At 49.7% G+C, this 20,678-nt stretch carries 24 protein-coding genes and 1 pseudogene; 24 read left to right on the forward strand and 1 reads right to left on the reverse strand.

Features of this window, described 5'->3' with window-relative positions; translation table 11 throughout:
* Window positions 1–187: 187 nt before the first annotated feature.
* The 20 genes from terS (at window position 188) to ABID13_RS27790 (ending at window position 18,327) form a co-directional block, all read left to right on the forward strand.
* Window positions 188–904, forward strand: coding sequence for a phage terminase small subunit (terS, locus tag ABID13_RS27695; RefSeq protein ID WP_048930939.1), 717 nt, complete (start codon window positions 188–190; stop codon window positions 902–904).
* Complete coding sequence (locus ABID13_RS27700) at window positions 888–2,267, forward strand: phage portal protein (protein ID WP_048930938.1); 1,380 nt, start codon at window positions 888–890, stop codon at window positions 2,265–2,267. Before terS ends, ABID13_RS27700 begins: the two co-directional genes overlap by 17 nt.
* A 9-nt stretch (window positions 2,268–2,276) precedes the next feature.
* On the forward strand, window positions 2,277–3,659 hold the full coding sequence (locus ABID13_RS27705) for a phage portal protein (RefSeq protein WP_227162350.1): 1,383 nt from the start codon (window positions 2,277–2,279) through the stop codon (window positions 3,657–3,659).
* Between the two features lie 4 nt (window positions 3,660–3,663).
* The gene (locus ABID13_RS27710) at window positions 3,664–3,933 is read left to right on the forward strand and encodes a hypothetical protein (protein ID WP_048930936.1); all 270 of its coding nucleotides are present in this window, start codon (window positions 3,664–3,666) and stop codon (window positions 3,931–3,933) included.
* Window positions 3,934–4,115: 182 nt separating this feature from the next.
* Window positions 4,116–5,288, forward strand: a complete 1,173-nt coding sequence (locus tag ABID13_RS27715; protein ID WP_227162348.1) for a phage minor capsid protein — start codon at window positions 4,116–4,118, stop codon at window positions 5,286–5,288.
* A 139-nt stretch (window positions 5,289–5,427) separates the two neighbouring features.
* Complete coding sequence (locus ABID13_RS27720; RefSeq protein WP_002585271.1) at window positions 5,428–5,961, forward strand: phage scaffolding protein; 534 nt, start codon at window positions 5,428–5,430, stop codon at window positions 5,959–5,961.
* A gap of 13 nt (window positions 5,962–5,974) precedes the next feature.
* Window positions 5,975–7,165 (forward strand): phage major capsid protein, encoded by a 1,191-nt coding sequence (locus ABID13_RS27725; protein WP_048930935.1) that lies wholly within the window; start codon window positions 5,975–5,977, stop codon window positions 7,163–7,165.
* 13 nt (window positions 7,166–7,178) lie between these two features.
* Complete coding sequence (locus tag ABID13_RS27730; RefSeq protein ID WP_048930934.1) at window positions 7,179–7,550, forward strand: head-tail connector protein; 372 nt, start codon at window positions 7,179–7,181, stop codon at window positions 7,548–7,550.
* A gap of 1 nt (window position 7,551) precedes the next feature.
* A complete protein-coding gene (locus ABID13_RS27735) occupies window positions 7,552–7,932 on the forward strand; it encodes a DUF6751 family protein (protein ID WP_048930933.1) in 381 nt (126 codons plus the stop codon).
* Between the two features lie 120 nt (window positions 7,933–8,052).
* On the forward strand, window positions 8,053–8,367 hold the full coding sequence (locus ABID13_RS27740) for a minor capsid protein (protein WP_465220846.1): 315 nt from the start codon (window positions 8,053–8,055) through the stop codon (window positions 8,365–8,367).
* Complete coding sequence (locus ABID13_RS27745) at window positions 8,368–8,820, forward strand: hypothetical protein (RefSeq protein WP_048930931.1); 453 nt, start codon at window positions 8,368–8,370, stop codon at window positions 8,818–8,820. It abuts the gene before it with no gap.
* Window positions 8,821–9,327 carry a hypothetical protein gene (locus ABID13_RS27750; protein WP_048930930.1) on the forward strand — a complete coding sequence of 169 codons (507 nt, stop codon included), beginning with the start codon at window positions 8,821–8,823 and terminating at the stop codon, window positions 9,325–9,327. It begins immediately after the preceding gene.
* Between the two features lie 67 nt (window positions 9,328–9,394).
* Window positions 9,395–9,841 (forward strand): hypothetical protein, encoded by a 447-nt coding sequence (locus tag ABID13_RS27755; RefSeq protein ID WP_048930929.1) that lies wholly within the window; start codon window positions 9,395–9,397, stop codon window positions 9,839–9,841.
* The gene (locus ABID13_RS27760) at window positions 9,838–10,401 is read left to right on the forward strand and encodes a Gp15 family bacteriophage protein (protein ID WP_048930928.1); all 564 of its coding nucleotides are present in this window, start codon (window positions 9,838–9,840) and stop codon (window positions 10,399–10,401) included. The genes ABID13_RS27755 and ABID13_RS27760 overlap by 4 nt, the downstream gene beginning before the upstream one ends.
* 48 nt (window positions 10,402–10,449) lie before the next feature.
* A complete protein-coding gene (locus tag ABID13_RS27765; RefSeq protein ID WP_048930927.1) occupies window positions 10,450–14,244 on the forward strand; it encodes a phage tail protein in 3,795 nt (1,264 codons plus the stop codon).
* Between the two features lies 1 nt (window position 14,245).
* Window positions 14,246–14,644 carry a hypothetical protein gene (locus tag ABID13_RS27770; RefSeq protein WP_048930926.1) on the forward strand — a complete coding sequence of 133 codons (399 nt, stop codon included), beginning with the start codon at window positions 14,246–14,248 and terminating at the stop codon, window positions 14,642–14,644.
* Between the two features lie 3 nt (window positions 14,645–14,647).
* Window positions 14,648–16,744 (forward strand): hypothetical protein, encoded by a 2,097-nt coding sequence (locus tag ABID13_RS27775; protein ID WP_048930925.1) that lies wholly within the window; start codon window positions 14,648–14,650, stop codon window positions 16,742–16,744.
* Complete coding sequence (locus tag ABID13_RS27780; RefSeq protein ID WP_048930924.1) at window positions 16,741–17,154, forward strand: hypothetical protein; 414 nt, start codon at window positions 16,741–16,743, stop codon at window positions 17,152–17,154. The genes ABID13_RS27775 and ABID13_RS27780 overlap by 4 nt, the downstream gene beginning before the upstream one ends.
* A 2-nt stretch (window positions 17,155–17,156) precedes the next feature.
* On the forward strand, window positions 17,157–17,612 hold the full coding sequence (locus ABID13_RS27785; RefSeq protein ID WP_053095372.1) for a hypothetical protein: 456 nt from the start codon (window positions 17,157–17,159) through the stop codon (window positions 17,610–17,612).
* A complete protein-coding gene (locus tag ABID13_RS27790) occupies window positions 17,605–18,327 on the forward strand; it encodes a hypothetical protein (RefSeq protein ID WP_354021379.1) in 723 nt (240 codons plus the stop codon). The genes ABID13_RS27785 and ABID13_RS27790 overlap by 8 nt, the downstream gene beginning before the upstream one ends.
* 14 nt (window positions 18,328–18,341) lie before the next feature.
* On the opposite strand, the gene ABID13_RS27795 is transcribed toward ABID13_RS27790, so the two are convergent.
* Window positions 18,342–18,851, reverse strand: coding sequence for a hypothetical protein (locus ABID13_RS27795; protein WP_117452115.1), 510 nt, complete (start codon window positions 18,849–18,851; stop codon window positions 18,342–18,344).
* A 131-nt stretch (window positions 18,852–18,982) separates the two neighbouring features.
* Here ABID13_RS27795 and ABID13_RS27800 point away from each other — a divergent pair, with 131 nt between their 5' ends.
* The 4 genes and pseudogenes from ABID13_RS27800 to ABID13_RS27815 all read left to right on the forward strand — a co-directional run.
* A complete protein-coding gene (locus ABID13_RS27800; protein ID WP_048930922.1) occupies window positions 18,983–19,441 on the forward strand; it encodes a phage holin family protein in 459 nt (152 codons plus the stop codon).
* Between the two features lie 18 nt (window positions 19,442–19,459).
* Window positions 19,460–19,714, forward strand: a complete 255-nt coding sequence (locus tag ABID13_RS27805; RefSeq protein WP_048930921.1) for a hypothetical protein — start codon at window positions 19,460–19,462, stop codon at window positions 19,712–19,714.
* Between the two features lie 19 nt (window positions 19,715–19,733).
* Window positions 19,734–20,078: a hypothetical protein gene (locus ABID13_RS27810; protein WP_048930920.1), complete on the forward strand. Its 345-nt coding sequence runs from the start codon at window positions 19,734–19,736 to the stop codon at window positions 20,076–20,078.
* A pseudogene (locus ABID13_RS27815) lies at window positions 20,066–20,678 on the forward strand (hypothetical protein); the annotation flags it as partial. The gene ABID13_RS27810 and the pseudogene ABID13_RS27815, both read left to right, overlap by 13 nt.

A 20,678-nucleotide genomic window follows, 5' to 3' on the forward strand; every position in this document is an offset into this window, starting at 1 on the left:
TTTTTTTGGGGATTTAAACTGATTCTAGGTCATTGCGTACGCGCTGCCAGAGAGCACTATATAACCTAGATTCGTTAAAAGAGGCATCCACCATATAGGCGGGTGCCTTTGGTATATTTGTCCCGGCGTCTGAAACTTAGGGCGTCCGGGGCCTCCTTACAAAACAAACATAAAAGAGGTGATCAGCATGGCCAGGGCGCCAGATCCAAGGATAGAGCAGGCAAAGGCCATGTACCTGAAGGGCATTAAATTGGTTGAGATTGCAAATCAACTGAATCTGCCAGAGGGGACGGTCCGCCGCTGGAAGTGTACTCATAAGTGGGATAGCGAACGCTCGGATAAGAAAAGCGAACGTTCGCATAAAAAGGGGCCGCCTAAAGGGAGTAAGAATGCCCTTGGTAATAAAGGCGGCGCAGCCCCAGAACAGAATAAGAATGCAGAAAAATACGGTTTCTTCTCGAAGTATCTTCCGGAAGAGACCGTTTCCATTATCCAGGAGATGCCTACCGATCCGCTTGACATCCTCTGGGACCAGGTACAGATTGCCTATGCTGCCATCATCCGGGCACAGTCCATCATGTATGTCAAAGATCGGGATGACGTGACAACCACCAGGATAGGCCATAAGGATGGCGATACGGTGACGGAGGAGCGCTGGGAGGTGCAGCAGGCCTGGGACAAGCAGGGCAACTTCCTGCAAGCGCAGGCCAGAGCGCAGAAGACGCTGGAAGGGCTCATCAAGCAGTATGACGAGTTGCTGCATAAGCGTTGGGATCTGGCCAGCGAAGAACAGAAAGCGCGGATTGCACAACTCCGGGCTCAGACAGATAAACTTACTGGGAACAACCAGGAGTTGGAGGATATGGATGGGATAGAGGGTGATATCTATGGTGGCAGTAAATAGGTTTGTCAGGAAAAAGACCATCCCTTTTAACTTTTCTGAAAAGCACAAGGAGTATATACGTAGATGTGAGACCTGCATGTATAACGTGGCCGAGGGTGCTGTTCGTGCCGGCAAGACGGTGGACAATGTGTTCGCTTTTGCGCATGAACTTAAGACCACGCCTGATCGTATCCATTTGGCCACCGGATCCACCATGGCCAATGCAAAGCTTAACATCGGGGATGCCAATGGTTTCGGCCTTGAATGGATATTTCGTGGGCAGTGCCATTGGGGGAAGTACAAGGACAATGAGGCACTGTTTATCAAGGGGCCGGACACAAGGGGAAAGCAGAAGATTATTATATTTGCCGGTGCTGCCAAGGAAGACAGCTATAAAAAGATCCGTGGCAACTCCTATGGTATGTGGATCGCAACAGAGATCAACCTGCATCATGACAACACCATCAAAGAGGCCTTCAACCGTCAGCTGGCCGCGCAGCGGCTAAAGGTGTTCTGGGACCTAAATCCGGATAACCCAAGGGCGCCCATTTATGCGGAGTATATAGACAAGTATCAGCGACAGGCGGATGCAGGAGACTTCCCCGGCGGGTACAACTACATGCACTGTACCATCTATGACAACATCAACATTACTTCGGAACGTCTACGGGAGGTCGAAAGCCGGTATGATAGGAACAGTATCTGGTACCTGCGGGACATCAAGGGGATGCGCGTGGTGGCCAATGGCCTTATCTACCGCCGGTTTGCAGATGATACAAGTACCAAACAATATGTCTTCCGCCTAACTGACAAGCCAAAGGACATCATGGAGATTATCCTTGGAATTGATTTCGGTGGCAGCGGATCCGGACATTCTTTCACGGCCACGGCCATCACCAGGGGATATCATAATGTGATCGCTCTTGCTTCAGAATGGATAGGCTGCAAGGATGAGAAGGGGAACCAGATAGAGATTGACCCGGAGATGCTGGGGACCATGTTCTGTAACTTCTGCCAGAAAATCATAAGCCGGTATGGGTATATCACAACAGTGTATGCAGACAACGCAGAGCAGACGCTGATAGCCGGGATCCGATCCAGCTTACGCAAACACGGTCTTGGCTGGGTTCGTGTAGAAAATGCCCTAAAAACTGAGGTCAATGACAGGATTAACGCCACCGCTATTCTAATGGCACAGGGGCGTTTTTATTATATCCAGGGTGAGTGCCAGAGCCTTGTGGATGCTCTAAGCACAGCCGTATGGGATCCCAAGGAATTAACCAAGAACGTCAGGCTGGATGATGGTACGAGTGATATTGATAGCTTGGATAGCTTTGAATACACGTTTGAACGGCAGATCAGCCGTCTGATCAAATACGGATAGGAGGTGATGATGACGAAATTCACAAAGATGTTAGACTTGATCATAAATGTCCTGAATAAGGATGCGGATACCCAGGTGGATGTGTGTATGACATCTCAGATGGCAAATCTGATAGAACTTTGGACCAGGATGTATGAAAACAGATCACCGTGGGTGAATAACAAGGATGTGTCCAGTGCCAACCTTGCGCCAGCTATTGCCTCAGAGATTGCGCGCTTGGTAACGTTGGAACTTAAGTCTGAGGTGACTGGAGGGCCAGCGGCGGATTACCTGAATGAGCAATATCAGCGTAAAGTGATCAAGGATCTGCGGCGGTATGTTGAGTACGGATGCGCAAAAGGTGGCCTGATTATGAAGCCATATATCACGAAGCAGGGAATTGAAGTACAGTTCGTACAAGCAGATTGCTTCTTTCCTTTGGGTTTCGACAGTTCTGGCCGGCTTACGCAGTGCGTATTCACGGAGCAGTTCCGGAAAGGACAGAAGATATATACCAGACTGGAAGTGCATACGCTGCAGGGGAACCGGGTGCATATTACCAACCGAGCCTTTGTGGCTACAAATGATTATAGCCTTGGCAGTGAGGTGGCGGTCAACTCCATTGACAGGTGGTCTGAGTTGGTACCAGAACTGTTACTTGAGGGCGCGGATCGGTTACTGTTCGGATATTTCAAGGTACCATTGGCCAATGCGGACGATTCGGACAGTCCGCTTGGGGTGTCGGTATACTCCAGGGCAATTGGGCTCATCAAAGAGGCAGACAGGCGGTATTCCAATATTTGCTGGGAGTATGAGGGTACACAACTGGCCGTGCACATAGCCACATCCTTACTTAAGTACAACCAGGATCAGGATAAATATGAATATCCAGGAGGCCAGGAGCGTCTATATCGTAACGTTGATTACAATACCGGTGCTACAGATAAGCCATTCATTGATACATTCAGCCCAGAGATTCGAGATACAGCTTTATTTAATGGATTCAATAACCAGCTGAAGCTGGTGGAGTTTAACTGCAACTTGGCCTACGGCACCCTGTCAGATCCACAGAGCGTGGATAAGACCGCCACTGAGATTAAGACCAGCAGGCAGCGCTCCTATGTGATGGTGTCCGATACCCAGATGGCATTACAGGATGCCCTGGAGGATCTGGTGTATGCCATGAGTTTCTGGGCGGCACTGTATGGCTTAATTCCAGCTGGCAACGACTATGAGGTGTCATCTGATTGGGACGACAGCGTGATCGTAGATGCGGAACTGGAGCGTCAGACAGACCGGGCTGATGTAGCAATGGGCGCAATGTCCCTGGCAGAATACAGAGCCAAGTGGTATGGCGAAACCCTGGAGGAGGCAGCCAAGAACCTGCCGGAACCAGCATTGACGGAGGAGTGAGGATATGAAGTTAAAAGATCTATGGGTCAGGATAGGGAATATAGAAATATCATCAAAAGATATGACTAAATTATCGCTTGAATGCGGGAAAGCAGTAATAGAGTATGATGAACCAAATACACCGGAGGGAGTGTCAAAGTTTTTCAGGCTTGTATGCCGTCCAAACGAAGTTGAGTTTATATGTCCATATGAGGTCAGTGAAGATTATAGAGATATCACAGGGAGTGTGACCAAGACTACGTTTTGTACGAAGGAATGCCCTTATGATACTTGAGATAATGTGAACGGAGGAGTGAGGATGAAAGGTAAAATATTTAGAATCCTTTGGCGATGTAAGCGGATACGTCCCCTTTTGTGGAGGTGGTCTCCAAGTTTAGGCCATCACGCATACATGGAGGAATGGGACCAAGCATTTTTAAAAGGCTTTAATGATGCATTAAAAGCGGGTGGTCATAAATGACACCGGAGGAACTGGAGAAGCTGCCAAAGCCATTAGAGCGCACCATGACGGCGCTGGAACTGTCCATTATGGATGAGATCATACAGCGGATCAAGGAAGCTGCGCAGGTTACGCCGGTCATTGACTGGCTGCTGATCAGGATGGACGCCATAGGGACAAGCCGGATCCGGATTAAGCAACTGATTGGTAAGGCCCTGGAAAAGACTGACCTGCAAGTGGATGATATCTATGAGCAGGCAGCGCGGTCTGATTACATACGCAACAAGGAGATTTACGAGGCTGCTGGTAGGGATTATTTACCTTACAAGGATAACCAATGGCTCCAGCAGGTTGTGGATGCAGCCAAGCGGCAGACCAAGGATACATTGAGGCCGCTGGAAAACATCACTCAGACTACCGGCTTCAACGTGCCTATGGGTAATGGCAAAAAGGTATTCACACCGCTATCAGAGTATCTGGAGCGTAGCTTAGACAAAGCCATGCTGGGGATCACCACCGGCACTAAGACATACAGCCAGGCCATCGGTGATGTAATTGACGAGATGACGGCCAGCGGCATCCGTACCGTAGATTATGCATCCGGGAAGTCAGATAGGATTGAGGTGGCAGCCAGGCGCGCGGTGATGACAGGTGTGGCCCAGATGACGGATAAAGTCAACGAGAAGAACATGGAGACACTGCAGACAGACTACTGCGAGGTGGACTGGCACATGGGCGCCAGAAACACCGGGACAGGCTATCTGAACCACCAGAGCTGGCAGGGGAAGGTCTATAGCAGTGAGGAGATGCGGACTGTCTGCGGAAAAGGACAGATGCTTGGCTTTGGAGGGATTAACTGCTACCACATAGCCTTCGCCTTCATTCCGGGCATCAGTAAGCGTAAGCACACGGATGAGTGGCTGGCGGAACAGAACAAGCGGGAAAATGAGAAGAAGGCATATAAAGGCCGGGAATACGATATCTATGGTGCATTACAGCACCAGCGGAAGTTAGAGCGTACCATCCGGAAACAGAAGCAGGATGTGAAGCTGCTGGAGAGCGGCGAGGCTGACAAGGAGGAGATTGTAGCTGCTAAGTGCCGGCTACGGCTGACTAATAAGGCCTATGTGGATTTTTCGAGGGAGATGGGATTGCGGCAACAACGAGAACGTCTAAGGATACCGAAATAGAAAATAGCACGCGGGATTATTCCGAGTGTTATTTTTATACTTAAAAATCGGTCAGAAGATAAGACCTAAAATAGTCAGCCGTTGGTGGATGGTTACACACCTATAAATAACCTAAGGACGGACGAGAAAGGAAAAGAGAATGAAGACAGAGGATTTACAGGCAAAGGGGTTAACTCAGGAACAGATTGATTATGTCATGGCGGAGTATGGCAAGGACATTAATGGGATCAAGCAGGAGAGGGATACATACAAGACCCAGCTTTCCACGGCACAGGCCACGCTTAAGAGTTTTGAAGGCGTAAACATATCGGAACTTCAGGGGAAGATACAGACCCTGACTACGGATCTGGCCAACAAGGACGCCGAGTACCAGAAGCAGCTGGCGGAACGGGACTTCAATGATCTGTTGAAAACCACTGCAGAAGGGTTTAAGCCCAGGGATCTGAAAGCGGTCATGCCTTTCCTAGATGTGGAGAAGCTGAAAGCCAGTAAGAATCAGGAGACAGATATTAAGACGGCCCTGGAAGCTGTAAAGAAAGACAATGCATATTTGTTTCAGGATGTCAGTATTCCCCGCGTGGTTGCGCCAACTCCTGGCCCAGGGGGAGACAAGACAGACGACACAAGGACACAAGCAAACAATGCCTTAAGAAGTATCTTAGGCAGAGAATAGGAGGTAATACAGTATGGCTGTAAATATTACAAGCAGGGCTGATGCGGAGGCCATTATCCGCGAACAGGTTATTTCAACTATTTTCCAGGACGCTCCGAAGCAGTCCACGTTTATGAGCATGGCACGTAAGCTGCCAAACATGACTAGCAACCAGACCCGGATGAGGGTGCTTGATTTCCTGCCCACAGCCTATTGGGTAGATGGAGACACTGGCATGAAGCAGACAACCAGACAGGCTTGGGATAATGTATTCATTGAGGCTGCGGAGTTGGCAGTCATTGTGCCGATTTCCGAGGCAGTGCTGGATGATGCGGAGTTCGACATCTTCGGTGAGATTACACCGAGGGTTAACGAGGCAATTGGCCAGCGCGTGGACAGCGCCATCATTTTTGGCGTGAATCGTCCGCGTAACTGGCAGAATGACATCATTACGCTGGCCAGGCAGGCGGGCAACAATGTGACGGTAGGTTCCAGCCCCGATTATTACAATCTGCTTCTGGGCGAGGGCGGAGTCATTTCCAAGGTTGAGGAAGACGGATATATGGCTACCGGAGCATTAGCCGCCATGAGCATGAGAGCGAAGCTGAGAGGGATCCGGGCAACGGATGGCAGTCTTATCTTCAAATCCGATATGCAGGGTTCTACCAACTATGCGCTGGATGGGGCGCCGATGTATTTTCCGCAGAACGGCGCCTATGACAACACCATTGCACAGCTGATTGTTGGTGACTTCAAGCAGGCGGTGTATTCCATCCGTCAGGATGTGACGGTAAAGATCCTGGATCAGGGTGTCATCCAGGACCCGATAACGAAGGAAATCGTCTACAACCTGGCACAGCAGGACATGGTTGCCCTGCGTATTGTATTCCGGATGGGATGGGCACTGCCTAACCCGGCAACCAGGATGGACGAGGATCGTGTAGGCTGTCCGTTTGCATATCTGGAACCGGCAACAGCAGTAACCACTCAGAAGGTAACATTTACGGTTCAGGACAATGCTGAAACACCAGTAGCCATTAGTGGGGCAATTGTGGATGTGAATGGCTCCAGGGTCAAGACGGACGCGTCCGGCGCGGCGGAGTTCAATCTGCGGGCAGGGACATATCCGGCGAAGATTAAGAAGTCAGGCTACGGCCAGGTTACCGAGACCGTGACTGTAGCAGATGCGGCAGTAACAAAGGATGTAACCCTCATCAAGCAGTAAGGAGGCAGGCATGATGCAGGCATATACTGACGAGATGTACTATATTAACGACTACCTGAAGGGGAGGAAGCCGGTCATCACAACTGGCTTCCCTTTTTATGCGCGCAGCGCCAGCCAGATCATTGACCGGTATACATTCAACCGACTGAAAGATGTAACGGAGGTTCCGGAGGAAGTACAGATGTGTTGCTGTGAACTGGCGGAATCCGAGTACCGCATGGAGAAACAGCAGAAAGAATCCGGAGGAAAGGCATCGGAGAAGATCGGTACTTATTCGGTCAGCTTTTCCAGCGCCCAGGAGTCAGTACAGGCCACGGCCAAGGAACAGCGCAGCATTGTTATGAAATGGCTGGCAGATTCCGGCCTGTGTTACCAGGGGGTGTGATATGTATACCAATGCAGATGTGACGCTGTATTTATACAGCAAAGAGGGGAAGGCCGAGAAGTACACCAGAATGCCCATAGAGGGTGTGTACTGGGAGGACGTGAGGCAATCCACCTTTCTAAAGACCGGCCAGCGGGACGGTACATCCGTGCTCCTGGTCATCCCCCTGGAGAGCCTGGACGGCCCCATAAAACTGACACAGGGCAAGGACTTGGCTGCCAAGGGCATTATTGAGGGCGAGATAGACTGTAGCAGTCAGGAGGCTATGTCAAAGTCCCTGGCAGCCCTTAAGGCAGCCTATGGATTCCTGACAGTGGTCACGGTAGATGAGCGGCTGTATGGCAGCGAGTCCGTGCAACATTATGAGTTGGCCTGCAAGTAGGGGGTGAGGGGCATGAAGGTGGAACTTAACATAAGCACCGCAGAAACTATCAAAAGGAATCATGGGCTGCAGAAAAGTGGTCCAGTGCAAAAGTTGGTTGATTCAGAGGCCATGCGGTACATGAGTGACTACATGCCGCGCAGACAGGCAGGAGAACTGGAACATATGATGATCATGGCCACAGTGATTGGCTCCGGTCAGATCGACATACCAGGCCCTTATGCCCATTATCTGCACGAGGGCATTTTATACGTGTCCCCGACAACGGGCAGTGCTTGGGCCAAAGAGAATGAGATTAAAGTTCCCACGGACCGGGAACTGACCTATGCCGGCGCCCCAATGCGTGGAAAGAAGTGGTTTGACCGTATGAAGGCCGACCATAAGGATGACATCCTTCAGGCAGTTCAGGCTTTGGCAGACAGAGGAGGGAAGTAATTGACAATCATAGATTTTATGAGGCAGAAACTGACAGAGTATCCCAAAATATCGGAGTTTCTGGTTGATGGAGATATCCATGTGGATTTCACGGCGCCGGGCTCCAGTTATGGTCTGTCCAGCAATGGAGACAGCCTGGTCAAGGAGGACTTGCTGGGTAACCAGACCCGCCGACACAATTTCGCCATGTACGCGGTGGCGCCTTCCTTTACGGATTACTGCCGGCTGGCCAACAGCAATTTTTTGCTGGAGTTGGGATACTGGCTGGACAGCTTGCCGGAGGAGTATGGCCTTATTGCAAATATCGGAAACCAGGAGCTGGAAGCAAGGTTCCTGAAGGCCGCCACATCTAACGCAATGGCTATGCAGCCCATGGGCGAGACAGTTAATGACGGTATCCTGTATCAGATACAGATACAGGTTACATACAAAATAGAAAGTGAGGAATTTTAAATGGCAGAAACGATCACAGGAAAGATTAAACGTAAATTTATGGCCAACTACATTGATGCAGCCCCTCCGTCTGAATCCAAGGAATCCTACGTCCGTTTGGGGAAAGACCTGGAAGAGTACATTGTAGAAATGAACGCCAATGTGGAAACTAAGAATAATATCTGGGGTGAGACGTCCGTTACACTGGACAGCTATCAGCCCCAGGCCAGTGTAGAGCCATACTATGCCGAAATCGGAGAGCCGCTGTTTGAGCGTCTACAGGGAATCGTGGATGAACAGCAGACCTTGGATGATCTGAAAACCAGTGTAGTTGAGGTCCATCTGTGGGATCCGGTTGAGGCGGCAGACGGCACATACGTGGCTTACAAAGAGGATGCGATCATAGAGGTATCCAGCTATGGCGGTGATACGACCGGATATCAGATCCCGTTCAATGTGCACCATAGCGGAAATAGGGTCAAGGGTAAGTTCGTGCTTGCTACAAAGACTTTTACAGCGGATACCTGAACAGAAGCGCGGGCGGCGGCAGATCCGCCCGTGGTGTATTTAATTGATCACGAGGAGGTAGAGCCTGATGGCGAAGATGAAGAACCTATCATTTAATGATGGATACGAGAGTTTTACGATCAATGATGATCCCACGCGGATTATCCGGTTTAACCCGGCTGACCCTGAAATCATCAACCGAGTGTTGGATGTGCAGAAACATTTTAAAGATTATAAGCCTCCTGCAGAGATAGAACTGAATCCGGATGGAAGTCCCAAGGGAGACTTGGAAAAGAGCGGAGCATACATAGGGGAATTTACAGCAGAGATGCGGAAAGCCTTTAATGGTATATTTTTATCTGATGTATATGATACGATCTTTGCCGGCCAGTCTCCGCTTTGTATCATTGGTCAGAAATATCTGTACGAGGAAGTCCTGGACAGCCTGCTTGTGCTGATGAAGCCTGCGGTTGAGACATACAACAAGAAGAACCGGGAGAAGATGAACAAGTATCTGAAGGACATTAAGCAATGATTGGCATACTACCCACCGGCCTTGATATAGGTGGCATCAGTTATCCCATAGAGACAGACTACCGGAATATATTGGTATTCCTGGCTGCTTGCAATGATCCAGACTTCACAGCAGCAGAAAAACTTGAGATCCTGATGAAGCGGCTGTACCGGGATGGTTTTTACGAGATACCACAGGAGCACATGGAGGAAGCCATACTGCGGGCTAAGTGGTTCGTGGACTGCGGTCAGGAAGATGACGATAAGAAGCCGGCCAGGAAGGTGATGGACTGGGAACAGGACGAGCCTATCCTATTCCCTGCTATCAACAAAGTGGCGGGTATGGAGACCAGGGCGGTCCCGTACATCCACTGGTGGACCTTTTCCGGGTATTTTATGGAGATCGAGGAAGGAACCTTTTCCACAGTCCTGGGCATCCGACAAAAGAAGGCCAAAGGCAAGAAACTGGAAAAGTGGGAGCAAGAGTTTTATCGGAACAACAAAAAGCTTTGTGACGTCAAAAGACGGTATACCGAAGAGGAACAAGCGGAGATCGAGTATTGGAATAAATTGTTGGGTTAAGGCGCTGGATGAGCGTCTTATTTTTATGCGCAGGCAGGAGGTGATAACATGGCAGCAGGCGGTAGTGACGGTAGTCTAAGGTTTGATACAGCGATCAATATAGATGGGTTTGAGGATGGCATTTCTACCCTTTCAAAGGCAATGGACCGGTTGACGAAGGCCGTGGACCGGTTATCCACCAACATCCTGAACCGATTTAACGGAGCGGGACAGGCAATGGCCGAGACTGCCAGCAGCGCAGAGAGCACATCGGATGCAGTGGAGACAATTGGTGATGCGGCTGATAAGTCAGCAGCGCAGGTTAAAAGCCTGCAAGAGCAGATGGACGCGATCAGTGTCCACGATTGGCAGGACAATGCATCAGATGTTGCATCTTCCGCGCCGGTTGCCGCTCCAGTTGCAACTCCTGCTGAATCACTAAATTATGACCCCAAAGCAATGGCGGCGGTATTCGGGGAAGAGGCAGCGCAGATACAGAACTATGCCGATGCAGTTGTGCGATATGGTGAGCAGGGGGCCGCAGCCTTAAACCAGATGGATCTGGAAGCACAGGCCCTAAAACAGCAGATGGACCAGCTAAAAGTGCAGGATATGGAAGCTGTACAGACAACCCCCAGGGAGGCAGTTGCGGTGCTGGTAAGCCCGGAATCCATGAATTATGATCCCGGAGCGATGGCCGCAGTATTTGGTGAGGTAGCTTCCAAAATCCACAACTGGGCCGAAGCGGTGGAACAATATGGAGGTCAGGCTAGCATGGCCATGAATGGACTGCAACAGAATGCAGCAGAAGCAGAACAGGCTGTGTCGGAAGCGTCCAACCAAGGTGCAGAGCAGGCCCAGGGGTATGTAGGGGTTAAGGAGTCGATCCTGAATGCATTTAAAACTGTACCACAGGCATTCAGCCAGATACCGGCAGTAGCCAAAAGGGAGTTGTCCAAGGTGCCTGGGATTGTAAAGAGTGCATTTTCCTCTGCCGCCCGGACAGTGACCAGTTTTGGAAAGATGCTGGGAAAAGGACTTGCCAACAAAGCAAAGCAGGCCGTGTCCAGTCTCAAAGGATTGGGAAAGTCATCAAACAAGGCAAGCCAATGTGTTTTTAAGTTAGCCAATATGTTTAAACTCATGCTCATCCGTATGGCCATGAGGGCAGCCATTCAGGGCGTAAAGGAGGGCATGCAGAACCTGGTGCAATATTCAGACAGTGCGAACCAGGCCATGTCTGGTCTTATGACCAATATGACATACCTCAAGAATAGCTTTGCAGCAGCATTTGCGCCGATCCTGTCCATTGTGGCGCCGGTACTTAATACACTGATCAATCTGTTGGCAACAGCGGTTGGATACATAAATCAGTTCTTTTCTGCGCTGGGTGGTGGGAGCACATTTGTCCGAGCCAAGAAAGCCAATGAAGATTATGCAGCCAGCCTTAAAAAGACAGGGGGTGCTGCGAGTGCTGCCGGTAAAGAGGCCAAGAAAGCCCTGGCTCCATTTGATGACCTTGTGCAGATACAACAGCAGAGCGCAGATGATTCTGGGGGCGGTGGCGGAGGAGCCAGCCCATCCGATATGTTTGAGACAGTTGGGATTGATCAAGGTATCAGTGACTTTGCAAACAAGTTGAAAGAGATGTTCGCGGCTGGAGATTGGGAAGGTATTGGACAACTGATCGGCCAGAAAATCAACGAGGCCGTGCAAAGTTTCACGGAGTTCATCAGCTGGGATAACGTAGGGGCGCAGATAACAGCCTTTGTGACGGCCTTTACGACCTTATTTAACAGCCTGGTGGCCACCATTGACTGGTATGCCATTGGGATTATGTTTGGTACAGGTATCAACACACTTGCTGCTACACTCTTTATGCTGCTTACCCAGATTGACTGGTTCATGCTGGGGAATGCTCTGGGCGTAGGATTGATGGGGATGGTCGACACGGTTGACTGGAACCTGTTTGGTGCAACAATAGGGGCCTTTTTCCAGGCCAAGATATCCGGTCTTCTTGGATTTGTTCTGGCTGTAGATTGGGGAGCGATTGGGGCTGCCATAGCAACCTGTCTTATGGGCCTCACAGGTCAGATTGACTGGGCGCAGCTGGGGTATCTTTTTGCTGCCGGGCTCAATGCAGCCTTTGCCCTATTGGGGGAGTTTGCAACTACGTTCGATTGGATTGAATTTGGTACCCAGCTTGCAACCAGCCTAAGTACATTTTTCCAGACCTTTGACTGGGCAGGAGCCGGAACAGCCATCAGCGATATTGTGATAGGGATTTTAAATGCCCTCGTGACGTTTATCACAGAAACGGACTGGTGGGCATTTGGGGATGGTGTGGCTACGGCTCTGGAACATATTGACTGGGCAACGGTTGCTAATAGACTCTTTGCAGTAATAGGAGCTGCGTTGGGTGGTATCGGCGCCATCATTGGTGGATTGATATCAGATGGTGTGGTTGCCGCAAAAGAATATTTCCAGGATAAGATTGAGGAATGTGGTGGGAATGTTGTGGATGGGATTTTTAAGGGTGTCATTGATGCTATGAAAGCTGTGGGTACTTGGATAAAGACCAATATCTTCCAGCCTTTCATGGATGCATTCAAGAGCGCCTTTGGCATACACAGCCCATCAACGGTAATGGCAGAGATGGGCCAGTACCTGTGGGATGGTTTCTGTGACGGGATAAAGGAATTCTTCTCCGACCCAAGCGCTTTCATTAAACAGCATATCACTGACCCGTTCGTGAATGGAATCAAGAGCCTGTTGGGAATTCATAGCCCGTCAACGGTCCTTGCTGGAATCGGCTCCAACACAGTGGCCGGGTTCAACCAGGGTGTCACGGACGAGCAGACCGCGTCCCAGAATGTAGTGAAATCCTGGGCCTCCGGAGTGGCCAGTTGGTTTTCGGATAAGTTCGGCATCAGTTCAGGTGACTCCACGGAGTCCAAACAGTGGGCCACAAACATCCTATCCGGATTCAACAACTCAGTCACGAAGAATTATACAAAATCCCAGAGCGTCATGGAGACCTGGGCGGAGAATGTCCGTAAGTGGTTCGTGGGAGCGGATGAGGTGCAGGGGGTGAATGAACTATCCTGGACGAAATTCGCGGACCTCATCATCCAGGCATTCAAGGCTAAGATTGACGACAGCCATAACGAGACCCAGTCACCCATGGAGACCTGGGCAAAGAATATAAAGGAATGGTTCTGGGGCGACAGTGACCTGGAAGGAACCGGAGGGATGTATAAAGCATTTTATGACATGGCAAAGAGGATCAATGAGGGATTCGCCAATGGTATCTCTGACTTTGCTTACATGGCAAAGGACGCCATTAAAAAGTGGGCAAGGGAAGCCATGGAAGAGGCCGAGGAAGAGTTTGACATCAACTCGCCGTCTAAGGAGTTTTATGGCATTGCAGAGTATGTAGTGCGCGGATTTAATAACGGTATCAGTGCTATGGCAGCATCATCCCGCAGCACGGTCCAGAAGTGGCTGGATGGCGTCCTGGATGTGTTTGACGGTGTGGAGATCCAGTTGCCGATCGGTATCAACATCCCGAACGCAGCATCCTATCTGCCCAGAATGGCCAGCGGAACCGTTGTGCCGCCAAGGGCTGGGGAAATGTCCGCCAGCATGAGGAACACGGCAGGATACGGCCAGGAAGAGACACTGGGCTACCTGGTGGCTAAAATGGACGAGATGATAAGCCGCCTGCAGGCGGAAGGGAACCGGCCAATACAGATTGTCATGAACCTGACCGGGAACCTGGCTGCGCTGGCACGGGTGCTTAAACCAGAACTTGACAAGGAGGCGGCCCGCAAGGGTGTGAGCCTGGTAATTGTAGGAGGTTGATATGGATAAGGTATTTTTACTGGACGGCAAAGCCTATAACGTTGAGGTGGAGAAGGATTCACTGGAACGCAGCTTTGCCGTTACGGATTCGGAGCAGTCCGGACGTACCATGGACTACACCATGGACAGGGACATCATAGGGACCTTCTACAACTACACAATGAAGATCTACCCAAAGATGGATGACCTGGCATCCTATGATGCGTTTTACAACATCATATCCGATCCGAACTACGCGAGCCATGAGATGACCTTCCCGTATGGGCAGGAAACGTTGACTTTCCAGGCTTACGTCAGCCAAGGTAAGGATAAGCTACGGATCCGGAACGGGAAGAACATCTGGGGCATGGATGGGCTGTCATTAAACTTCACGGCCATGGAACCACAGAGGAGGCGGTAAGAAATGAAGTGGGACATAAGGGTAGAGACCAATGGACAGCAGCCGTACTCCTCCGTGGATGATCTAACAAGCTATGAACAGAACATGCCCCCCTACGCTTACTGCCTGCCCCGCTACGCTAAGATGGATGGGACATACAGTAACGTGCCAGATGTGTTGGAGCATGGGCAGAATGGGTATATCAGTACGGCCCTGAGTGGCCAGGATGGGGACTTTGGGGTGCCGCCAGTGATAACGGTCACCTTTGACCGGCTTAAGACCAGCAATGGCGTGTCCGTGGTGTTTAACCGGATATCCGGGGATTATGCCAGCAGGCTTAAAATAGCCTGGTATAAGGACACGGAACTGGTCCAGGAGCAGGAGTTTGCGCCAGATGGGGTGGAGTACTTTTGCCTGGCCAAAGTACCGTTGTTTAACCAGCTGGTTATCACATTCCTGGAGACCAACCAGCCATACCGGTATCTGTGGCTGTCGGTGCTCAAGAACCAGAGGATGACGGATGCCGGCGGACTTAAGATTGTCTATGACGACATTGCTCTGGGAGCCGCAGATGATCATACAGCAGCAACGGATGACAAGGACTACTATGTTGACTTGCAAGACCTGAAGGTGGGCGTTGAGTTCCCAGATTATGCCCTGTGCCTGCCACGATATGCGAAGATGGACGGAGGGTATAGTAATGCTCCGGATACCTTGGATGATATGGGATATGTCAGTGACAGCATATCGGATGCAGATGGGCGCTTCACGGCGCCTCCGGCATTGACATTCACGTTTGGTCAGAACCATTCCAGTGTGGGGATAACCTTGACATTTAATGATTATTCTGGGGATTACTGTAGCGAGGTCAACATCAAATGGTATCGGGATGATACGCTGCTGGCTAATCAGAACTACTATCCGGATACATACAATTATTTTTGTTATGGAATCGTGGATTATTATAACAAGGTTGTTATCACATTCCTGGAGACCAGCAAGCCATACCGGAATGTATTCCTCACAGGGATTACCTGGGGCCTTATCCGTATTTTCAAGGATGATGAGATAGAAGACATCAACTGCCTGATGGAGCTGAATCCGATATCCGAAGAGGTCAGCATCAACACCATGGACTATACGATCCGGAGCAAGTCGGAATATGCATTTGAATTTCAGAAAAAACAGAAGCAGACATTATATTTTGATGAGGCTATCCTGGGTATTTTTTACCTGAAGGACGGCAAGCAGTTGGGAGAGAAACGGTACTCCGTGGAAACTCAAGATGCAGTAGGGATCTTAGATAATAATCAATTCATGGGTGGGATATACAGCAACACTCTTGTATCAGATATCCTGGACGGCATTATGGATGGGGAGGGGATCACCTATTTTCTGGATGATGCCTATGCAAGCACCACGGTAAGCGGATACCTGCCAATATGTACTAAACGTGCGGCCCTGCAGCAGCTTGCCTTTGCCATTGGCGCCCTGGTGGATACCAGTTACGACCGGCAGTTGTACATCTATCCACAGCAGACAGAGGTGACAGGAGAATTTACGACCAGGGACATATTCTTGGGGCTGACCTTGGAGCACAGCGATATCATAACCGGGATCCGGCTGTATGCACACAGTTATACTACGGGGACAGAATCAGCGCAGTTATACAAAGGCAGCTTTACCGGAACCACAAAAGTAGAGTTTTCAGAGCCGTATCACGGACTGTCAATCACTGGTGGGACCCTTGGAGATCACGGTGCCAACTATGCATACATTACCGGTACTGGTGGTGAGGTGGTGTTGACTGGGATCAAATATAATCACAGCACTGTCTCCATGCTAAAGGAAAACCCGAAAATCACCCAGAACAAAAACATTGCCGAAGTCAAGGAGGCTACGCTGGTGACTGGCAGCAATGCCCAGGCAGTCCTGGATCGTGTCTATGATTATTATAGCAACAATGAGAGTATCAGTTTCCGGGCTGTCATAAACGATCAGGAACTAGGGAACCGTGTGAATGTAGTTACCGGGATCAAGGGAACCATGACAGGGAATATAACAAAGCTGGATTTTAAATTCAGCCGGCGCAAGATTACGGCGGAGGTGACAGTGAAATGAGTACGGTATTAGACACGCTGATAACGGACAGGACAGCGGATGACCTGGCCAATGATACGGATAGGGCATATATAGCCTATACGGACCTGAACCGTGTGGAGCAGGCATGCGCTCTGCTGGCTGGACTGCTGCATGTTGACATCCGGACTAAAGAGTGGGGGATGGAGGACTTCCGGACGGATACAGAAATGGCCCGCTTATTGGGAAACATAAAAGCTTTGCGGGCGGCTTATTTTACAAAGACCAGCACGCCGGTCACCCCAGCAAAAATTACATACAGCAGCGTCTATCAGGCGAATGATATCGAACAGATACTTAAGGATTTGGGAGATATGTACGACAGCATGGTGAGCGGGCAGCAGCGCCTATCATTCAAGCTGGGGGCTAAAGCGATAGGAAACAGGAGGTAAATATGGCACTGAAAACAAATTATAAGGCAGATGTCTTTGAAGGCAACCGTAAGTATCAGATTAGTACGGATGCGCAGGGAAAATCCGAGATTGTGGATGTGACTACATACAGTCAGGAGGGGGATTTATTTAAGCCCGAAGATATCAACGCCATCACCACAGAGATCAACCGTATGACCAGAGAGGTGGAGTTGACCTTGCTGGCAGCCAATTGGAGCGGCTCTGCCCCATATGCCCAAACGGTCAGCGTCCCCGGCCTAAAGGAGACAGATAAGGTGCAGATGATGAGCGCCATCAAGTCTACCACTGCGGTGGCCACGGCATATACATGGGATAAGATGGGGGCACTGGTTAAAGCGGGTATTACTGGGAATGGAGAGGCTACATTTTACTGCCCGAAAAAGAAACCTACATCTGATTTTAACATTAAGTTAGTGGGGGTGAGCGTGAATGAGTGATATTTTGATACCTTATGGCGGGGGCGGAGTTGATCTGGATGTAGTGACTGCCACAGCAACTGACGTAAGAAAAGGTAAAGTGATCGTAGACAAAAATGGGGATCCCTTAACTGGCACCATGACCGAAAAAGCAGCGGCTACATATACACCAGGAACGGCGAACCAGACTATTGCTGCTAACCAATATTTAACTGGTGTTCAAACCATTAAAGGTGATTCAAAGCTGCTTGCGACCAATATCAAAAAAGGAGTGTCGATATTTGGGGTTACAGGAACCTGGGAGGGATATGTACCCGGATCAAAAGACCTGTATTATAAAGGGACCAATTCTGGCAATTTAAAATTCGGCACAGCCTTTACGTTTGTCTCGGGCGGATCTGTTATTTTTGATACGGCTCAAATGACATGCAAGGCTGATAACGGAGCGGCATTTAGATGCTGTTACTTATATCCCAGCGCATCACATAATTTAACTCCTTACAGTGCATTAAAGGTAGACTTTCGGGCTGGGACTGGAAAACTTACTGCCGACTCCAAGTTATACTACGGCACCAGTTTATCCGCAGTTACCACAGAATCTGTGGGGGGATCTTTAAGCGGAAATACCTTATCATTTAATATCAGTGCCATTAATGCAACACGGTATATCGCACTTTATCTATACTGTAATGGCTCTGGGATTACATTTTATATTGACCGGGTCTATTTCGCATAGTTATAAACTGGACGTTACGCCACCCTGATCCCGAAAACATTCCCGGTGAATGGTGTCCTGCTCCATGATGGATCACTGTCACTTCCATGAGCATCGTTATAATATTCGACCGATAAATAAATCTTTGGGGCAAAAGATCCTGCCAATGCGGTAATATCCGTAACAAGGTCAAGCGTTGACTTCAGACTCATGTTGGTCCTAGATGTTTTTATCTTTGTTGACCCATTCCATAGTTCGATGACTGCAATGTAATAGTCAGCATCAGTATAATAATCAACACCTGCTAAGTTGAAATTAACAATCAGCTTAGTGTAACCACTCCATGCAAATGCTTTACCAGCCGTAAATTGAGGATACGAATATTTGGTTATTTGAATCCTGTCTGATCCAAAATAGACAGCCGCATTATTGGATGCGAAGCTATATGCATTATTTCCCTTATAATACAGATCGGTAGCCGTAGCAACATACCCTTCCCAACTTCCTGTAACCCCAATTATAAGGAGATGAAAAATAGATCCCAATCAAAGGGACCTACATAGTCACATTATATCATGAAGAAAGGAAAATGTAATATGAAAGTATTAGTAATTTATGATAACACAGGCCGTATTTGAACCATTGTATACAACAAAGAAGAGGAAAGGTGAGGTATATGAAAATGAGATTTTTAGACAAGTGTAATGCTGCCTATGGGGCAGCCGTAACGGTCCTGGTGGCCATACTGGGGCCATACTGGTACATATTTGCGGGGTACCTGCTTTGCAATGTCCTGGACTGGCTGACAGGCTGGTACAAGGCCAGGAAGCTGGGACGAGAGTCAAGTAAGACTGGATTAAAAGGTATCCTAAAGAAACTGGGCTACTGGGTGATCATCCTGGTATCCTTTTTGATGCCGAAATTATTTATTGGTCTGGGACATGACATTCTGGGACTTAATCTGGATTTCCTGCTGCTTTTGGGATGGTTCACCTTGGCGTGTCTCCTGGTCAATGAGATCCGCAGTATCCTGGAGAACCTGGTGGAATGTGGTTACAACGTGCCAGCTTTTTTAATCAAGGGCCTGGCCGTAACAGAGAAACTTATTAACGCAGAGACCGAGAAGGTCAACTAAGAAAGAGAGGACAAGATCATGGCAGTATTAAAAGGACATGCAGACAAGAGGACAGAGGAACAGAGAAGAAATGACGCAGCGCAGAAGGCCAGGCCCAAGGGCACCCAGGACACCACCTATGTAACAACTGGGCCAACAACCGGTAAAGCTGATGAGCGTGACGACAATCCGGCTCCCCCAGTGCAGGAGGAGATACCGGTAACAGTAGTACCGTCTAAGCCTGCCGGCGGGATCACAGATGATGCCGGAAACGGACCGGGAGTTAAGCGTTAACCGGCAGAAAGGCAATGCTATGAGGACACTAAGATTTAGAGTATCCGGCCAGGAGTTGACGAGGGCTCCTGGCTGTGATTTTAGCAACATAATTGCGGGGACATCCGGTTACCTGCAAACAGCGTTTGAGTTCGGCCCCGATTGGGACGACACGGTCCGGGTGGCAGCATTTTATCCGTATCTGCAATCTCAAGAGGTTGGCAGACTGATCAGGGACGGGGCCTGTATTGTGCCGGATGAGATAACGCCCTGTGATCAATTTAAAATAGGGGTGGTCGGTCAAAGAGAAAATGGCCAGCGGATCACCACCAATCTGATCACGATCAAACAAGAAAGGGGGAGTGGACAGGCATGGCAACAGTAGACGAGATCCTTACAAGACAGGCTTATGCAGCCGGGGATGAGACATGGACCAAGGATAATAACTATCCATCCTACACCATGTACGCGGAGCCGGAGTATGTCCCGGTCACCAACAAGCGTATTGCAGACTTTAATGACCAGGTATCCGTCCGCGGAGAACAGAACGCCCAGTTTGTGGGCTTCCAGCTGCCCAGATATGATGATGCCATGGATCTGTCCACCCAAAATCTGTACATCCACTACCAGACAGTGTACGGCGGCAGTGACGGCGTACCCTGCAATGTATCCTGGTCGGACAATTACGTCAGGCTGTGCTGGATGATACCCGGACAGGCCACCCAGGAGCCCGGATCAATCCAGATGATGATCTATGCAACCGGGACGGACAGTACGGGAGATAGAACCATATGGAAAACCCTGCCGGCAACATACACCATCCATGACGGCCTGGAGATAGGCGGCGGTATACCGGAGCCGGACCCGTCCTGGTATGAGCAGTTCGTAGCGCAGATGGAGGGTAAGGTATCCACTGCCCAGGGATACGCCAATGATGCCCAGGCAAGCAAGGTTGCGGCTGCGGGATCAGCCACGGCAGCAGCAC

Source organism: Enterocloster citroniae, assembly GCF_040545455.1.
Taxonomy (GTDB): domain Bacteria; phylum Bacillota; class Clostridia; order Lachnospirales; family Lachnospiraceae; genus Enterocloster; species Enterocloster citroniae.

What these genes read in the sequence shown, in the direction of transcription:
- terS (WP_048930939.1), top strand. Translation starts at nt 188, where the DNA reads ATGGCCAGGGCGCCAGATCCAAGGATAGAGCAGGCAAAGGCCATGTAC.
- ABID13_RS27700 (WP_048930938.1), top strand. Translation starts at nt 888, where the DNA reads ATGGTGGCAGTAAATAGGTTTGTCAGGAAAAAGACCATCCCTTTTAAC.
- ABID13_RS27705 (WP_227162350.1), top strand. Translation starts at nt 2,277, where the DNA reads ATGACGAAATTCACAAAGATGTTAGACTTGATCATAAATGTCCTGAAT.
- ABID13_RS27710 (WP_048930936.1), top strand. Translation starts at nt 3,664, where the DNA reads ATGAAGTTAAAAGATCTATGGGTCAGGATAGGGAATATAGAAATATCA.
- ABID13_RS27715 (WP_227162348.1), top strand. Translation starts at nt 4,116, where the DNA reads ATGACACCGGAGGAACTGGAGAAGCTGCCAAAGCCATTAGAGCGCACC.
- ABID13_RS27720 (WP_002585271.1), top strand. Translation starts at nt 5,428, where the DNA reads ATGAAGACAGAGGATTTACAGGCAAAGGGGTTAACTCAGGAACAGATT.
- ABID13_RS27725 (WP_048930935.1), top strand. Translation starts at nt 5,975, where the DNA reads ATGGCTGTAAATATTACAAGCAGGGCTGATGCGGAGGCCATTATCCGC.
- ABID13_RS27730 (WP_048930934.1), top strand. Translation starts at nt 7,179, where the DNA reads ATGCAGGCATATACTGACGAGATGTACTATATTAACGACTACCTGAAG.
- ABID13_RS27735 (WP_048930933.1), top strand. Translation starts at nt 7,552, where the DNA reads ATGTATACCAATGCAGATGTGACGCTGTATTTATACAGCAAAGAGGGG.
- ABID13_RS27740 (WP_465220846.1), top strand. Translation starts at nt 8,053, where the DNA reads ATGAGTGACTACATGCCGCGCAGACAGGCAGGAGAACTGGAACATATG.
- ABID13_RS27750 (WP_048930930.1), top strand. Translation starts at nt 8,821, where the DNA reads ATGGCAGAAACGATCACAGGAAAGATTAAACGTAAATTTATGGCCAAC.
- ABID13_RS27755 (WP_048930929.1), top strand. Translation starts at nt 9,395, where the DNA reads ATGGCGAAGATGAAGAACCTATCATTTAATGATGGATACGAGAGTTTT.
- ABID13_RS27760 (WP_048930928.1), top strand. Translation starts at nt 9,838, where the DNA reads ATGATTGGCATACTACCCACCGGCCTTGATATAGGTGGCATCAGTTAT.
- ABID13_RS27765 (WP_048930927.1), top strand. Translation starts at nt 10,450, where the DNA reads ATGGCAGCAGGCGGTAGTGACGGTAGTCTAAGGTTTGATACAGCGATC.
- ABID13_RS27770 (WP_048930926.1), top strand. Translation starts at nt 14,246, where the DNA reads ATGGATAAGGTATTTTTACTGGACGGCAAAGCCTATAACGTTGAGGTG.
- ABID13_RS27775 (WP_048930925.1), top strand. Translation starts at nt 14,648, where the DNA reads ATGAAGTGGGACATAAGGGTAGAGACCAATGGACAGCAGCCGTACTCC.
- ABID13_RS27780 (WP_048930924.1), top strand. Translation starts at nt 16,741, where the DNA reads ATGAGTACGGTATTAGACACGCTGATAACGGACAGGACAGCGGATGAC.
- ABID13_RS27785 (WP_053095372.1), top strand. Translation starts at nt 17,157, where the DNA reads ATGGCACTGAAAACAAATTATAAGGCAGATGTCTTTGAAGGCAACCGT.
- ABID13_RS27790 (WP_354021379.1), top strand. Translation starts at nt 17,605, where the DNA reads ATGAGTGATATTTTGATACCTTATGGCGGGGGCGGAGTTGATCTGGAT.
- ABID13_RS27800 (WP_048930922.1), top strand. Translation starts at nt 18,983, where the DNA reads ATGAAAATGAGATTTTTAGACAAGTGTAATGCTGCCTATGGGGCAGCC.
- ABID13_RS27805 (WP_048930921.1), top strand. Translation starts at nt 19,460, where the DNA reads ATGGCAGTATTAAAAGGACATGCAGACAAGAGGACAGAGGAACAGAGA.
- ABID13_RS27810 (WP_048930920.1), top strand. Translation starts at nt 19,734, where the DNA reads ATGAGGACACTAAGATTTAGAGTATCCGGCCAGGAGTTGACGAGGGCT.